The sequence below is a fragment of the Parasedimentitalea nitratireducens genome, from assembly GCF_057444295.1.
Genome location: NZ_JBYAXC010000002.1, coordinates 865,550 through 880,521, shown reverse-complemented (window position 1 = coordinate 880,521; position 14,972 = coordinate 865,550). Strand labels below are relative to the sequence as shown.

General features: G+C 54.8%; 17 protein-coding genes. 10 read left to right on the top strand and 7 right to left on the bottom strand.

Translation table 11 applies throughout. The features are described 5' to 3' along the window. Entirely contained in the window at positions 1-1,068 is a 1,068-nt protein-coding gene (locus AC2T28_RS10015) for an AI-2E family transporter (RefSeq protein ID WP_486748828.1), read from the bottom strand. A gap of 684 nt (positions 1,069-1,752) precedes the next feature. On the opposite strand from AC2T28_RS10015, the gene proS reads away from it, so the two are divergent. Continuing rightward, complete coding sequence (gene proS / locus AC2T28_RS10010) at positions 1,753-3,108, top strand: proline--tRNA ligase (protein WP_486748827.1); 1,356 nt, start codon at positions 1,753-1,755, stop codon at positions 3,106-3,108. A 170-nt stretch (positions 3,109-3,278) separates the two neighbouring features. Further along, positions 3,279-4,271: a TAXI family TRAP transporter solute-binding subunit gene (locus AC2T28_RS10005; RefSeq protein ID WP_486748826.1), complete on the top strand. Its 993-nt coding sequence runs from the start codon at positions 3,279-3,281 to the stop codon at positions 4,269-4,271. Positions 4,272-4,299: 28 nt separating this feature from the next. Here AC2T28_RS10005 and ftrA read toward each other — a convergent pair whose 3' ends face one another. Next, positions 4,300-5,319, bottom strand: coding sequence for a transcriptional regulator FtrA (ftrA, locus tag AC2T28_RS10000; protein ID WP_486748825.1), 1,020 nt, complete (start codon positions 5,317-5,319; stop codon positions 4,300-4,302). Positions 5,320-5,369: 50 nt separating this feature from the next. On the opposite strand from ftrA, the gene AC2T28_RS09995 reads away from it, so the two are divergent. Further along, on the top strand, positions 5,370-5,750 hold the full coding sequence (locus tag AC2T28_RS09995; protein ID WP_486748824.1) for a nuclear transport factor 2 family protein: 381 nt from the start codon (positions 5,370-5,372) through the stop codon (positions 5,748-5,750). Positions 5,751-5,812: 62 nt separating this feature from the next. Here the strand turns inward: AC2T28_RS09995 and AC2T28_RS09990 are convergent, their stop codons facing one another. Further along, positions 5,813-6,217 (bottom strand): hypothetical protein, encoded by a 405-nt coding sequence (locus tag AC2T28_RS09990; RefSeq protein ID WP_486748823.1) that lies wholly within the window; start codon positions 6,215-6,217, stop codon positions 5,813-5,815. 77 nt (positions 6,218-6,294) lie between these two features. Here AC2T28_RS09990 and AC2T28_RS09985 point away from each other — a divergent pair, with 77 nt between their 5' ends. Continuing rightward, positions 6,295-6,672 carry a MerR family DNA-binding protein gene (locus AC2T28_RS09985; protein WP_486748822.1) on the top strand — a complete coding sequence of 126 codons (378 nt, stop codon included), beginning with the start codon at positions 6,295-6,297 and terminating at the stop codon, positions 6,670-6,672. Between the two features lie 34 nt (positions 6,673-6,706). Here the strand turns inward: AC2T28_RS09985 and AC2T28_RS09980 are convergent, their stop codons facing one another. Further along, positions 6,707-7,405 carry a hypothetical protein gene (locus AC2T28_RS09980; RefSeq protein ID WP_486748821.1) on the bottom strand — a complete coding sequence of 233 codons (699 nt, stop codon included), beginning with the start codon at positions 7,403-7,405 and terminating at the stop codon, positions 6,707-6,709. A gap of 165 nt (positions 7,406-7,570) precedes the next feature. On the opposite strand from AC2T28_RS09980, the gene AC2T28_RS09975 reads away from it, so the two are divergent. Genes AC2T28_RS09975 through AC2T28_RS09965 form a run of 3 tightly spaced genes read left to right on the top strand, consistent with a single transcriptional unit; the run spans position 7,571 to position 10,030 of the window. After that, the gene (locus AC2T28_RS09975) at positions 7,571-8,857 is read left to right on the top strand and encodes an ABC transporter permease (protein ID WP_486748820.1); all 1,287 of its coding nucleotides are present in this window, start codon (positions 7,571-7,573) and stop codon (positions 8,855-8,857) included. Beyond that, positions 8,850-9,533 carry an ABC transporter ATP-binding protein gene (locus tag AC2T28_RS09970; protein ID WP_486748819.1) on the top strand — a complete coding sequence of 228 codons (684 nt, stop codon included), beginning with the start codon at positions 8,850-8,852 and terminating at the stop codon, positions 9,531-9,533. The genes AC2T28_RS09975 and AC2T28_RS09970 overlap by 8 nt, the downstream gene beginning before the upstream one ends. Positions 9,534-9,565: 32 nt before the next feature. After that, positions 9,566-10,030 (top strand): hypothetical protein, encoded by a 465-nt coding sequence (locus tag AC2T28_RS09965; RefSeq protein ID WP_486748818.1) that lies wholly within the window; start codon positions 9,566-9,568, stop codon positions 10,028-10,030. Positions 10,031-10,146: 116 nt separating this feature from the next. Here AC2T28_RS09965 and AC2T28_RS09960 read toward each other — a convergent pair whose 3' ends face one another. Beyond that, positions 10,147-10,863, bottom strand: coding sequence for a hypothetical protein (locus tag AC2T28_RS09960; RefSeq protein WP_486748817.1), 717 nt, complete (start codon positions 10,861-10,863; stop codon positions 10,147-10,149). A gap of 177 nt (positions 10,864-11,040) precedes the next feature. Here AC2T28_RS09960 and AC2T28_RS09955 point away from each other — a divergent pair, with 177 nt between their 5' ends. From AC2T28_RS09955 to AC2T28_RS09945, 3 genes are all read left to right on the top strand, one after another. Continuing rightward, positions 11,041-11,433 carry a VOC family protein gene (locus AC2T28_RS09955; protein WP_486748816.1) on the top strand — a complete coding sequence of 131 codons (393 nt, stop codon included), beginning with the start codon at positions 11,041-11,043 and terminating at the stop codon, positions 11,431-11,433. Positions 11,434-11,568: 135 nt separating this feature from the next. Then, positions 11,569-12,807 carry an APC family permease gene (locus AC2T28_RS09950; protein WP_486748815.1) on the top strand — a complete coding sequence of 413 codons (1,239 nt, stop codon included), beginning with the start codon at positions 11,569-11,571 and terminating at the stop codon, positions 12,805-12,807. Between the two features lie 187 nt (positions 12,808-12,994). After that, complete coding sequence (locus AC2T28_RS09945; RefSeq protein WP_486748814.1) at positions 12,995-13,432, top strand: GNAT family N-acetyltransferase; 438 nt, start codon at positions 12,995-12,997, stop codon at positions 13,430-13,432. 85 nt (positions 13,433-13,517) lie between these two features. Here AC2T28_RS09945 and AC2T28_RS09940 read toward each other — a convergent pair whose 3' ends face one another. Both AC2T28_RS09940 and AC2T28_RS09935 read right to left on the bottom strand, forming a co-directional pair. Next, positions 13,518-14,399 carry a cobaltochelatase CobT-related protein gene (locus tag AC2T28_RS09940; protein ID WP_486748813.1) on the bottom strand — a complete coding sequence of 294 codons (882 nt, stop codon included), beginning with the start codon at positions 14,397-14,399 and terminating at the stop codon, positions 13,518-13,520. Positions 14,400-14,493: 94 nt separating this feature from the next. After that, positions 14,494-14,928, bottom strand: coding sequence for a DMT family transporter (locus tag AC2T28_RS09935; protein ID WP_486748812.1), 435 nt, complete (start codon positions 14,926-14,928; stop codon positions 14,494-14,496). Between the last annotated feature and the right edge of the window lie 44 nt (positions 14,929-14,972).

Genomic DNA, 14,972 nt, shown 5'->3' with positions numbered 1-14,972 from the left:
TTACTCGGCGTCCTGGTGGTCTTGGCCTTGGTATAGTCGGCTTTCCAGATACTGCTCGGTAAAGAAACGTGCAACCACACCTAGGGCTGCGGCCATGGGAACTGCTACCAACATGCCGACAAACCCGAATAGGGACCCAAAAACAGACAGCGCCAACAGCAGCCAAACCGGGTGCAAACCAACCGAATTGCCCACCAGTTTGGGCGTCAGCACGTTGCCTTCGATCACCTGACCAATGGCAAAGATGACCGCAACCGCGCCAATGGAATACCAATCCCCCCAGAACTGAAACAGCGCCAACCCGATGGCCAGTGCGCCGCCAATCAGCGCGCCCAGATAGGGGATGAATGTGACCAGGCCCGCAATGAAACCAACGGCCAGGCCAAAGTTCAGCCCCACCAGCATCAAGGAGACAGCGTAATAAGTGCCCAGGATCAAACAGACCGTGCCCATGCCGCGAATAAACGAGGCCAGCACCGCGTCGATCTCACCCGCCAACCGGCTGATGGTTTTTGCGTGATCGCGGGGCAGCAGCTCGCCAATACGTGCGGTCATCCGGTCCCAGTCTAACAGCAGGTATATCGACACCACCGGCACAATAACGATCAAGATCACCACGTTGAGAAGCGACACGGCCGAGCCAAGCACGGTTTCCAGCACCCCAACCCAATGGCTCTTGAGCGAGTCGAACAGGGTGGTAATAGTCTGGTGCATCTGGCTTTTCTCGTCAAACAGTGACGGGAACTTCTCAAAAGCAAAGGCGCGGGCATCCCGGAACAACTCAGGCAGCACCTGCACCAGTTCGATCAATTGAAAGATCAGCGTTGGCACCACCACCAACAGCAGCACCAGAAATACCACCACCGACCCCACCGTGATCACCGCCGTGGCTCCCGCGCGGCTTAGCCCCAACCGCTCAAGCCGGTCGGCAATGGGATCAATCAGATAGGCCACCGCGCCGCCCAATACAAAAGGCAGCAACACATCACCCAGCGCCCACAGCACAACTGCAAAGACAAGGGCCGCAATGCCCCAGTAACTCATCTGCTTTTTTGCCGGTAATGCCATGATGCAGCCTCATCTTGAGCGAACTATTTGTTTAAAACCAGTTTTTGTTGATGCAACAGCCGCATGCACCCTTGTCGTGTTGCCGGATTCCAGAAGAATAATCAACCAATCTTACGCAGATTAGTTGGTGGCAGCCGTGCGAAAAGGCGGAAATCTAGGAAATCGCGATTTCTATCATTTTCAGAAGTATATTAGCTTTCCTTTTAGTGTGTCCTTTACATTCAGGTTCCCTGAGTAAGGCTTGCACAACTGACCTCATCGAGAAGAAGGTCTCGGTTCCAGTTGCTCCGTTCTCCATGGCGGAAATCAGTTCTGAACCGAAGTTTTGAAGTTCGGTTCCTGCAAGTATTCGAGCAAGTTCCCGAGCTTCCTCATAATGGTTGAATTTTTCCGCCAAAAACTGATCGCTTTCACTAACAATGAGGTTGGGAATTCACTGACAGAACATGATATACAATGGCGGTCCAATCCCATCAACCAGCAGACGCAACCGATAAACGGAAAGGCGTTTCTTGGTTGCGCTAATGCTTCCGCCGTAATGATGCCGATTCAGCTTATGCCAGATGTCTTCGCCGCTAATTCACCGAGTTGTGCCATTTAAATGGGGTAAGGGTAATGCTTGATTGCCTGTGACGCAGCTATGGCTTAGAGGGTTTCGGAACCCTATCTGAGATTGAGACCGTCATGCGCCTGTCCCGCTATTTTCTGCCTGTTCTGAAAGAGACCCCATCCGAGGCCCAGATTGTCAGCCACCGGCTGATGCTGCGCGCCGGGATGATCAAGCAATCCTCGGCTGGGATTTATTCCTGGTTGCCGCTGGGCTTCAAGGTTCTGAAAAAGATCGAAACCATCGTGCATGACGAACAGATGCGCGCCGGTCACGTGCCAATGCTGATGCCAACTATTCAGTCGGCTGACCTGTGGAAAGAGTCCGGCCGGTATGATGACTATGGCAAGGAAATGCTGCGTATCAGTGACCGCCATGGCCGTGATATGCTCTATGGTCCCACCAACGAAGAGCTGATCACCGATATCTTCCGTGGCCACGTCAACAGCTACAAAGACCTGCCGCTGACGCTGTACCACATCCAGTGGAAATTCCGCGACGAGGTCCGTCCGCGTTTCGGCGTGATGCGTGGCCGTGAATTCTACATGAAAGATGGCTATAATTTCGACCTCACCAAAGAGGACGCGCTGCACGCCTATAACCGTCACCTAGTCAGCTACCTGCGGTCCTACGAACGTATGGGTTTGCAGGCGATACCGATGCGCGCTGACGGTGGCCCAATTGGCGGCGACTACACCCACGAATTCCTGGTGCTGGCCGATACCGGTGAATCCGAGGTCTTCTATGACAGCGACGTCACCGATCTGAGCTTTGGTGACCGTGACATCGACTATGACAGTGTCGAGCAGTGTCATGGGGTGCTGGAAGAGTTCACAACCAAATACGCCCGCACAGACGAAACCCATGATGAGGCGTTGTTCAACGAGGTTCCAGAAGAGCGCCGCCGCACTGCGCGGGGTATCGAGGTTGGCCAGATCTTCTATTTCGGTACCAAGTATTCCGAATCTATGGGCGCCACAGTGCAGGGGCCGGATGGCAGACCAACTCCGGTCCACATGGGCTCACACGGGATCGGCGTGTCGCGTCTGCTGGGTGCGATCATCGAGGCCAGCCACGACGACAAGGGTATTATCTGGCCCGAAGGCGTCACCCCATTCCACTGTGGTATCGTCAACCTGAAACAGGGCGACGACGAGGCCGATGCGGCCTGTAACCAGATCTATGCAGCAATGACCGCCGCGGGTCTGGAACCCCTGTATGACGACCGCAAAGAACGCGCGGGCGGCAAGTTTGCCACCATGGATCTGATCGGTCTGCCATGGCGCATCACCGTTGGCCCACGTGGCCTGAAAAATGGTGTGGTCGAACTCACCTCGCGCCGCACTGGCGAAAGCGTTGAGCTAAGCCCGGAAGAGGCCGTGAAGAAAGTCGTCGAGATCTACGCGCCGCACATGACCAGCCGCGGGTTTTAAGGCTTGGGATAATCTGAATTGAGAGAAGGGTAGATCGCAAGATCTGCCCTCTTTTATTCGCGTGGTGCAACGCCCATTGTCGACAGACACTGCGGAATTGGATCTTTCCGTTTGGATTGATTTCATCGGAGGGATGCATAGATAGGTGTTTGAAATAATAGGATTTGAATATGTTTTTGAAGAAAGCGCTTAGCGGGAATCTCCCGACAAAGTTACTTAGAATCGCATCTGTTGGTCTGACCTTGGGGTTGAGCTGTGCGGCGATCACCGCAGAGGCAAAGGATTCAAGGATCGTCATTGGGACCGGCGGTAAGGCCGGTGTCTACTACCGGGCAGGTGAAGCCCTGTGTGGCTTCGTCAACAGCGCGCCATCAGATATCAACTGCAAAGCAAAAAACACGATGGGTGCTCAAGAAAACTTCCCTAAAATCAGACAGGGGAAGTTCGATTTCATAGTCGCCAGATCAGATTGGGCTAAGGATGCATTGAACGGTGCTGCTGAGTTTGCTGCAGTGGGACCGGACAAAAACCTCAGGTCGGTGTTTGCACTTTACGGCGAGCCGGTCATTGTCGTCGCCAGACAAGATGCAGGGGTAACAAGCCCTGGGAGTTGGGCAGGCAAGCGGATTGAACCGGGGTGGGTGAGCCGCAGTTTGTTCGAAACACTTCTAAAAATGCACAACGTTCCCAAGGCTGAATTCCCCACCGGCAGATCGGTCAAATCTGGGCACTGGGGTAAGGCTCTGTGTGGGGGGCAGATTGACGCCTTGGTCCTCATCGGTGCCAGCCCGTCCGGTTTGGTTCAGAAGATCTCCAAAGGCTGTAGTGTTACGTTGGTGAGCATGAGTGGGAAACGCGTTGACAAGCTGGTAAAAGGCGCCAGAGAACTGAGCCATACAACCATTCCCGGTGGCATCTACGATGGCGTGGGAGCATCAACTGAGTCTTTTGGTTATAATGCCACGGTTTTGTCCAGCGCAGATGTGCCTGAACAGGTTGTCTATGAATTTGTCAAAGCGACATTCCAGAACGTAGATGAAATGCGCAATCAGAACCCAGTTTGGTATGATCTGCAGCCTTCGAGAATGATCCGCGATGGCCTAGTCGCACCGCTACATCCCGGCGCGATCAGGTACTACCGCGAGAGAGGCTGGCTCAACTAACCCGCCGCCGGAGCTGCGGGGAAGGGTCTTATCCCGTCCGGTGAAAACTCTTCCTGTAATCCGCCGGAGACACATCCAAAAAACTGCGAAAGTGATAGCGTAGCCTGTCGGCGCTGTCGAAACCCACGGTCTGACTGATCACGTCAACGGACTGGGTTGTGGTTTCCAGTAACTGAGAGGCCCGTGTCACGCGTTCACGTGCGAGCCATTGCATGGCGGGCAGGCCCACATGGTTCTGAAACTGGCGTTGAAAGGTGCGCGGTGACATGCCCGCCAACTGCGCCATGCTGGAAATGCGGTGCGGGTCCGCCAGAGTATTGCGGACCTGATCCATCATGTCAGACAGGCGGTGCGGAGCTCCAGATTTGGCGACAGGTTGTTCTATGAATTGCGCCTGTCCGCCGTGGCGGTGCCCGTGCATCACCAAACGTCGGGCCACTGAATTGGCAATCTCGGCCCCGTAATGGTTGCGTACAATATGCACCGAAGCGTCAATCCCGGCTGAGCTTCCAGCTGATGTGATGATGTTGCCTTCGTCTACGTATAGCTCGTTGGGGCGTAGGGTGACATCGGGGTATTTCCGCGCAAAATCATCAATATAGCGCCAGTGAGTGGTGGCGCTGTGCCCATTCAGCACGCCTGCCGCTGCCAGCACATAGATGCCTGAGCATATTGAAAACAGCGTTGCACCACGGGCATGGGCCTGTTGGATCAACTTACATGTCTCTACCGGAACAGGCGCATCCTTGCCACGCCATCCCGGCACCACAACAATGTCTGCCTGAGCCAGATCCTGCTGGCCTCCGGTGGCCTGAACGATCAATCCACCCGCCGCTGCGCTGTGTTTGCCCTCGGTTTGTACGGATGAAAACTGAAATAGCTCACCAGTCAACTCGGGACGGCTCAGACCAAACACCTCGGCGACAATGCCGTATTCAAATGTACATAACCCATCATAGATCAGCGCCACAACACGGGGGGGCGTAAGAGAGGTCCGGTCTGAGATTGGCGCTTTTTGCACGGGGTTTGGCATGATCTGATGTGGCATTATTTCACCGTATCGTCGAATTACGTCATATCATTAGAAGGATACCAAACATGGTTCAAGACCCAGATCTCTTTGCCGCCGTACAGACCTATTTTGACGGGCTGTACTACTGTGACCCGGACCGGCTGAACGCGGTGTTTCACGAAAAGTCGAGCCTGTTTGATGCAGAGAGTGGTGAGATTTTTGCCGAGCCGATTGCTCTGTTTATTCGGGACGTAGGATTGAACGAGCCAAACTCTCCGTCGAATTTGGGTCAATCGCCGGAAAGTGAGATCCTGTTGGTGGACTGGCTGTCGCCGAAATGCGCCACGGTCAAAATCCGCATCCGCGCCCGTGAGAAGATCTATCAGGACCATCTTGGCCTTGTAAAAGGTTCGGACGGCTGGAAAATTGTGTCCAAGATCTGGTTTTTGGAACGCACTATTGGGTGAGGATAATTTACGATCTAGGCCCGGATAGGCAGAACTGTCCGGGCCAGCTTTTGGGGGGAAGTTTACGCCACTGACACACGCCGGATCGGCAGCGATTGCAGCACGGCAAAGGTGAGCTCTAGCGCTAAGAAGATGCCGACCAGCGGGCTGGCACCGTTCAGCAGAGCGTTGACCATCCAGGCCGAAAACAGCCAACGGCCCACCGCGTCCCAGCGGGCCAATTGTGGATCATTCAGTTTCAATCGCAGCACCGACCACAGAATGACGATAGTGCCAAAGAAGTTGCCAAACACAATGGCATAGGGGCTGAGATCGGGCAGGGGGCTAAGACCTGAAATGGCATGGGCGCTCCCCATCATCTGCCACATCATCGCCAGCGTCAGTGGCGTAGCATAGGGCCAGGTGATCAGCAGGTCATACCAGGCTGAAATTCGATACAGGCGGTGAAATTGGGATTGGGAGAGCATTCGTCACTTCCTTGTTGATCTGCGAATGCGGATGCTTGTAAACCTTGGACTTAAGTCCAGGGTCAAGGAGAAATGTCATGCGGATTGGAGATTTGGCAAAACGCTGCAAGGTAAGCTGTGACACGCTGCGCATGTATGAAAAACAGGGGCTGATCCGGGCTGACCGCTGGCCCAATGGCTATCGAGACTTTCCCGAGGGCACCGAGGATGTGGTGAACCTGATCCGTCAGGGGCAGAGCATGGGGTTTTCACTGGCCGAGATTGGCGCGCTGATGCGGGATATGCAGGGCGCGATGAGCGGCGAACAGGTGGCCGAGATGTTGCAGGGCAAGCTGGATGAGATTGACGCTCGCATCGCTGCTATGCAGGACCTGCGCAATATGGTGGCCGACCGTTTGACCCAGGCCTGTCCATTGGGTTGGGGGTTTACCGCGCAAGACAGTTCGGCGGCCTAAACGTCCCAATCTGCAAGAGCTGAGCTGGGAAAAATCAATCGCCCACCGGAGGGACAGTCACTGTCTGCTCCTGCAAGTAACCTGGTAGCCGTTTATACGATTTAGCATCAAAGGGATCGAATTCTTCCCAGAATGTTGGCTCATGAAATTCAAGGTTCAAAAGGAAGGTATCAAGACAGGACTTGAGTGAAATGTCCTGTCCCATTGATGCTCTGTACACAATGACCTGAAAATTCCCCGTTTCACTTTCAGGATCAAACCTTGGTTGGCAGATGCTGTTTGCAACGACTTGCCGATAGTCGGCTACCAACATCGACAAGTCCTGCTCAATTTTTTGTTGCTCAGAAATGACCCTGACGAGATCTACTGACAGATCTTGGGGAAGAGGAGTGCAGCCACCAGCAAAAGCCTGATCTTCGGTCATAAAAAATACCGTCGGCCGATCCTGTTCAAATGTATGGCTATAGAGCTGGGGTCTAAATATGGTAAAAGCAGTTCCTTTGTCTGTTTCTTTTGGTGTTTGATTGATTTGGCTTATGAATGTTCTGTGATGGCGTTTTAGAATTTCGTCAAATAGCCCAGTGGCAAAGGGATCGATTTCATCTGAGCAGATAACAATCTGACTACTCGATGAAATTTTCACGTCGACAGTGAAGCGAGGTTCCGCAAAGGAAATCTTAGGGAGGACAAGCAGGCTGGCCCCTAAGATCAGGATGTGACGAAACAATTTCATTTATGGCATTCGCGCTCAAATTTGTGTTGCTGAGACCTAGCGCGGGTGATCTGGCTTGTCTACGTCACTGACAGAGGGAGGAAATCCGCCTGATTGCAACGCCTTGCCTTGACCCCACCGTTGCAACCCCTCATTTTGGCGGAAAATTTTCGGGCAGGAGCCAAAATGGCCAGCACACCACCACCCTTTGCACGTTTCGAATGGATGATTGCCTGGCGCTATTTACGCGCCCGCCGCGCCGATGGCGGTGTGTCGGTGATGACCTGGATCAGCCTGATCGGCATCACTCTGGCCGTTTTTGCGCTGGTGGCCACATTGGCGGTGCGCGAAGGGCTGCGGTCGGACATTGTGCAGACCATGCTGGGGGCCAATGCCCATGCGGAAATCCACTATCGTCGCGATTTTACGGCTGAAATTCCGGTGGATCATCTGATCCGCGACTATGACGAGTTGGTACAGCGGCTGAGCGAAATGCCCGGTGTGACGCTGGCCTCGCCGCTGATCCGCGGACAAGTGATGGGCAGTTATCGTGGCCGTAATGTGCCGGTGGATGTTTTTGGCATCGGAGCAGAGGACCTGCAGAACTACCCCAAAATTGCCGTCTCGGACGAGGCCATCGGTGATCTGGCTGACTTTGAGAAAGGTGCCGCCATCGGTGCGATGATGGCGCGTCAACTGGGGGTGACGGTGGGGGACAAGATCAAGCTGATCTCGCCCAATGGCGTCAAAACTGCCATGGGGACCTCACCCCGGGTCAAAGCCTATGAGGTGGTCTATATCTTTTCCTCCGGCCAAGGTTTTGTAGACCAAAGCCGCCTTTACCTGCCACTGGCTGAGGCACAGAGTTTCTTTAACCGCGAGGGCGCGGTGGATCAGGTGGATCTGCGGCTGGATCGCCCGCAAGAGGTGCGACAGATGGTGCTGCCCTTGCTGCGCAACAGCAATGAGCGCGCCTATGTCAGCACTTGGGAAGACCGCGCGGGCGGCATGATCCAGGCGCTGAAAATGCAGGACAATGCGATCTTTATCGTGCTGTCGATCCTGGTGTTGATTGCGGCGCTGAACATCGTGTCGGGCTTGATCATGCTGGTGAAAAACAAGGGCCGCGATATTGGCATCCTGCGTACCATGGGGCTAAGCCAGGGATCGGTGTTGCGGGTGTTTTTCCTGTGCGGGGCTTCGGTTGGCACCATGGGCACGCTGTTTGGCGTGATCCTGGGCGTGGTCTTTGCCGCCAATATCGACAGTGTCTATGGCTTTGTCGATTGGGTCACCGGCAGCGGTGTGCGCGATCTGGAGGCCAACGGCTTCTTCTTCCCCTCGGCGGTTGTGACCACCGGCGACGTCGTCGCCTCGGCCCTGATGAGCATGGGGCTGAGCTGGTTTATCACCTATTTCCCGGCGCGCCGTGCGGCCCGGATGAACCCGGTTGAGGCGCTGCGCTATGAGTAAGATGATGCTGGAACTGAACGGGATTGTGAAATCCTATAACCGGGGTAAGCCGGGGCAGGTGGATGTGCTGCGTGGCGCTGAACTGCAACTGAAAGCAGGCGAGGTGGTGGCACTAGTGGCGCCCTCGGGGGCGGGCAAATCCACCCTGCTGCATATCGCCGGGCTGCTGGATACCCCAAACGAGGGCACAGTGCAGCTGGGTGGAGCTGAGCTGACCGGCAAAAGCGACCGCCGCCGCACCGTGACCCGCCGCCGGGATGTGGGGTTTATCTACCAGTTCCACCACTTGCTGCCGGAATTTACCGCTGCCGAAAACATCATATTGCCGCAGCTGGCCAATGGGATTGGCGAGAGGGCAGCGATGGCACGGGCGATGGACCTGCTCACTCGGGTTGGTCTGGAGGCCCGTGCCGGGCATCGTCCCGCGGCGTTGTCAGGGGGCGAGCAGCAACGTGTCGCGTTCTGTCGGGCGATGGCGAACAGCCCCAAGGTGTTGTTGGCAGATGAGCCGACCGGCAACCTGGACCCGGGAACATCGGACCAGGTGTTTGGCGCGCTGATGGAGCTGGTGGCAGGCAATGGTATGTCAGCGTTGATTGCTACACATAATCTGGAGTTGGCGGCCCGGATGGACCGGATGGTGAAGCTGGAAAATGGGGTGTTGGTGACGGTTTGAGATCACCCGCCATTTGCGGATAAGTATTTTCAATGAAAGAATTTACGGATGTTTCGGATCCGAGAATACAGCCATTTGAGACCTGCCAATATCTGTTGACCGAGCAGATTGATAAAGTGGTAGGCCAGTATGTGGAAATTAGTGTTACGACTGCTGGGGTGGGCGATAAGACTTTTAACGTCGGGCCAATCGAGGATGTCAAAGCGATCGAGGCGACACCCGAAAGTGACATCGCAATCTTTGGGTTTGCAAATTATGTTGCCTATGCAGTCACGGCTGAGACCTTTGTTCAAAACAACGACGACGAAGTGTTTGTTGGCAATCGGATACGCATTTACAGTAAGTCCCACTTTTTGGATTTTGTGCGGCGGTCGACATGGGCAAGCGCCGCGTATCCCGGCCCGTTGGTTCATTATCAGATCAATACATTAGACCATTCAATAGATGTTGTTACGAGCCAGCCGCCAGAGCTGAAGATCAAGCAGGGGGCAGCCTAAGCGGGCCTTTTTGTTTAGATTACGCAATGCGTCAGGATCGAATGTTGAAGCAAGGACAATGGGGTGGAGATAAACTGACGTTCGCCACCAATGAACCAATGCAGCAGGTCACCCAGCTAGGGTGTTTCGTCCCCTCCATGCAGGCGCATGTAGAGGCCTGCGGCAAGCGGTAGGTCCCAATCGTCATGTGGTATGTTGCACCACTCGACTTGGTCCGACCATCCATCACCAGTCCAACGCGCAAACAAGAAACGTACAAATTCGGGTTGAAAGGTCTCCCCAGATAAGCGTTCTCTTAGTTCTGGGGGAATTTTGTCCAGCGCTGCGTCTATCTCGGCGTCTGGTGCAACTTCGAAGTCGGTCAGATGCCACGCACTATGCCGCACAAGCCACGGGCCCATATCATCCGTCCACTGATAGGTGTTTTTGGTTAGGGGGCTCATATAGTCGCACCGCACCATCGCGTCGCAGACCTGTTTCAAAGCTGGGGTGCTGGGGCTAATGATATCGCTATGTCGATACAGGTCTTCGACATAAGAAGCATGGCAAGCTACGGCATCCAGAAAGAGGTCCAGCCCCTTGCGGCCAAAATTAACAGGCAACTCCAGACCGTCGAAAGACCTTTTCACCACCCGCCAATAGTCGTCCTCGGGCGTGAGAATCCCCACAGTTTCAAGCGCATCACACCCCATTTCAAAATTGGTCTGGGCTTGATCACATAACAGATCAGGAGAGGGCGTATCGTGACCAAGCCGCGAGATCATTTCATGTGCGAGCCAGGGAATGATGGCTAGGGATAGCTCCCTTTCGCTTTCGGTAAGTGGCTGGCTCATCTAAATATGTTATCCCGTGGGTTGTATGATGACTTGGTTATTGCACCAATCTCAATACTCTGTCGAGGTGATCAGGTAATCGGTGGACTGGAGATGATCCCAAGTACACTTGCGGGATGACTTGTTGTGACGGATTGAATAGCCGTTACTGGTTAAAGTGAAAAAGAAAGGGACATCATGCTGTCTGGCGTTTGCATCGGCACCAATGACATCGAGGCGGCACAAGTGTTCTATGACGCGGTTCTGGCCACAATCGGCATGCGCTGCGTGTTGTCTGAGCCGCGCGAGCGGGGCTATGCGGGGGCGGATGGGCGGATCAGCCTGTTTGTTTTGCTGCCCTTTGATGGTGAACCCGCGACATGTGGCAATGGCACGCAAGTGATGTTTTATGCGCCGGATGCGGCCTCAGTCCGGGCCTTTCATGCGGCAGCGCTCGACTGTGGTGGTACGGATGAGGGCGCGCCTGGGCCACGGGCATATCACCCCGACTACTACGGTGCCTATGTGCGGGATCTGGATGGCAACAAGCTAAATGTTTCGGTGAGCTTAGAGGGCGACACCAGCGATTGAATGTGCGGATTTGGGTTCAGCTGGTTTGGGTTGTCCTCCCCCTCAATTGAACCGTGTCTATTGTCATAGCTCAATTTTCCAGGGTGCGAATTGCGCTACGATGTCGGCAAGAGAGATGTCGATAGAGGCTTTGCCATGAGTTCTGACCGTATCATTGCCGCTGATAATCAGGTGCAGGCGGCACCGACGCTGAAACGGGCGCTGACACTGCCTTTGCTGACCCTGTACGGATTGGGCGTCACCGTGGGGGCTGGCATCTATGTGCTGATCGGCGCGACGGTGGCACAGGCCGGGCCGCTGGCCTGGGTGGCCTTTTTATTGTCGGCCTTTGTGGTCAGTTTTACCGCCTTTTCCTATGCCGAGCTGGCGACACGGTTTCCGGTCAGCGCAGGCGAGGCGGCTTATGTCGAGGCGGGGTTCAAACGGCCTGAGATTGCGACGCTGGTGGGGGTGTTGGTGGCCTGTTCGGGTATGGTTTCGGCGGCTGCGATCTCGGTTGGGGCGTCGGGTTATCTGGGGGGATTGACGGGGCTGCCGTCCCCTACGCTGATTGTTGCCATTGTGACAGCCATGGGCTTGCTGGCTTGGTGGGGGATCACCCAGTCTGTGACGGCTGCGGCGGTGGTTACAGTAATTGAAATTCTGGGTCTTGTGTTTGTCATCGTCTGGGGGCTTGGCGTGGCTGAGAAACAGGGAGCTACGGCGGCGGAGCTGCTGCCGAGCCTTGAGACTGGCAACTGGGGCGGCGTCATCGGGGCCTCGCTGTTGGCCTTCTTTGCCTTCATCGGATTCGAGGACATGGTGAATGTCGCCGAGGAGGTTGAGGAACCACGCCGGGTTATTCCGCGGGCGATCCTGATCACGCTGGTGGTGGCCACAGCGCTGTATGTAGCGACCTGTATCGCAGTTCTGGTTGCAGTCCCGACTGACGTGCTGGCGGGATCATCCGCGCCGCTGACACTGGTTTTTGCCAATGCACCCAAGATGATACAGGTGGGCTTTGCAGCCGTTGCCATTGTTGCCACCGTTAATGGTGTGTTGATCCAGATGATCATGTCGTCACGGGTGCTTTATGGGATGGCGGACCGTGGGCAGTTCCCAGCTGCATTTGCCCATCTGACCGCCAAAACCCGCACCCCCAGTGTGGCAACCGGATTTGTGACCGTCTGCATCCTGAGCCTTGCGTTGTTTTTTCCAATCGAGCGGCTGGCAGAATGGACATCGCAGATTGTGCTGGGGGTATTTGTCTGCGTGAACCTGGCACTGATCATGCTGAAGCGGCGATCTGACGTCGCGGGTGATCATTTCACAGTGCCTGTTTTGGTACCGTATTGTGGAGTGATCTTTAGCCTTGTTTTACTGGCAACGCGTTAGCTGTGGCGATTGCCCTGAGGGCGGCATATTACCCGCCGGGATGCGCCGATATTCCGAGGGTAAAGGCTAGATATCGAGATCGGCACTGAAGCGTAGACAGTACAGGCACTGCGTGACAGGATTGGGGAATTCTGGATGCAGGTGCTTTCTGGCCTGACCCAAGCTCGATTTTATTTTGGTATTTCTTATGAACATTGAAATTTCGCCCATCACCAAGTCCCACATCGAAGGGTTTCATGCCTGTGTTGACGTGGTTGCGAAAGAGCGAAAATACCTCGCTACTACCGAGGCACCTTCGCTGGATTGTGTTCGTGCGTTTGTTGAAAACAACATTGTCGAGAACAAGCCGCATTTTGTGGCCATGGATGGAAGCCGTGTGGTGGGGTGGAGTGATATCATCCGCAAGGAAAGACCGATCAGTCGCCACGTTGGAGTTTTGGGGATGGGGCTGCTGCCGGACTATCGCTCAAAGGGGGTCGGGCGCAGGCTGTTGCACACTGTGATCCAAGAGGCCGTTCCGGCAAGAGATGATCAGAATAGAACTGCTGGTTCATGCCACGAACACAGTGGCGATTGGGCTGTACGAAAAAATGGGTTTCCAGCTGGAGGGCACGATGAAGGATGATATTTTCATCGACGGCCAGTTTGACAGCACCCATTGCATGGCGCTGTTTGCGGATAGGTTTGAGCAACACACAAAGGCTTAGCTCTCATGTGATTGATAGCATTTGTGTGATCTGATCTTTTGCAAAAGGCAGTACATCTGAGTGCAGTCGATCCAGACGGTTCACAGTCAGGCTGTTTTGGTAAAGGTTGCTGACGTCGTGATCGATGCCAATACCGGCGACAGAAAACCCCGGCGTGTTCTGCACATCTTGAATGACGGATTCGAGGTGGTTCCACAGGTAGCGTGGCCCGTTTTCATTGAGCGTTGAATCATCAACCGGTACCCCATCCGAAAGCATCAGAATTAGGTTCCTATCAGCATCAAGATGTTTAAGACGCTCGGATGCCCAGAATAGAGCCTCTCCGTCGATGTTCTCTTTCAAAACATCCTGTCTCAGCAGGTTATAAATGGCATGGGGCGCACCCGGGGATGTGGCCTGTGCTGCCCGGTATTCAATATGCAAGATATCATTGAGACGGCCCGGGTTTCGGGGGCGGCCCGCGTTCAACCACCGTCGCCTGGATGTCCCGCCCTGCCATTCAGCTGTGGTGAACCCCAAAATTTCATAGCGAACTCCAAGCCGCCCTAGAAAATCAGCCAGCAATTCAACCAACAGGCAGGCAAGGATTGCGCGTTGGCCTTTGAGAGACCCCGAGTGATCAACGACAATTGAAACGGCGGTTTTGGATGGGACAAAACTGTTGTTTTGGAGGGCGCTGTCTACAAGTTTCATGCCGTCGAATGATGCTTGGGTCCTGATCGCTCCCACTGCATTTTCATAGTTCCGAATTTGCTCGTCCCAGACTTTTCTATCTTCTGGCGGCAAAGACCGAGCAAGGGCATCTCCGGAAATTTCGATGTCATTTGCCGTGGTGTAAATTTTGTAGTCCGTGACTGGGTCCGGAGTGTTCCATGGCCATTTCATATAATGTACTCCGCGAAAATTGGGCTTGGGTTTAAATCTACGGTTTCTTGGGTGCCGTTGGGGCCAAATATGCCGAACTGGTTGGTGTTGAACTTTAGGCCAATTGGGTAATCCAGACCCCCACCGCCATCACTGATACCCCTGCAGCACGGGTTAGGGTCAGCGGGCTGACCTGGGCTCCGAACAGGCCAAAGTGATCAATCGCGGCGGCGCTAAACAATTGGCCAAGCAGCACAAAGAACACCGCGTTGCCGACGCCGAAATGTGGCGCAACATGGGTGATGGACAGCACGTAGAATGCAACCAGCAGCCCAGCCAGCAGCAGGTGCTTGGGCGCGCTGGTGACCTGCATCAGGGTATGCGGGCCAAGCAGGAAATAGGTCAAGAGTGCAGCAGTGAAAGCAACCGCAAAGAGCACCACGCCTGCGGCCATTGGCGAGCCGATGTATTGCCCTAGCCCCGCGTTAAGTGCGGCTAGAACCGGGATGCCGACACCTGCGGCAAGCATGATCAGGGCGTAGTGGGTCATTGTGCTCTCCGGCTTTTGGTGGTGGATTTCTGCGACAGGGGGCG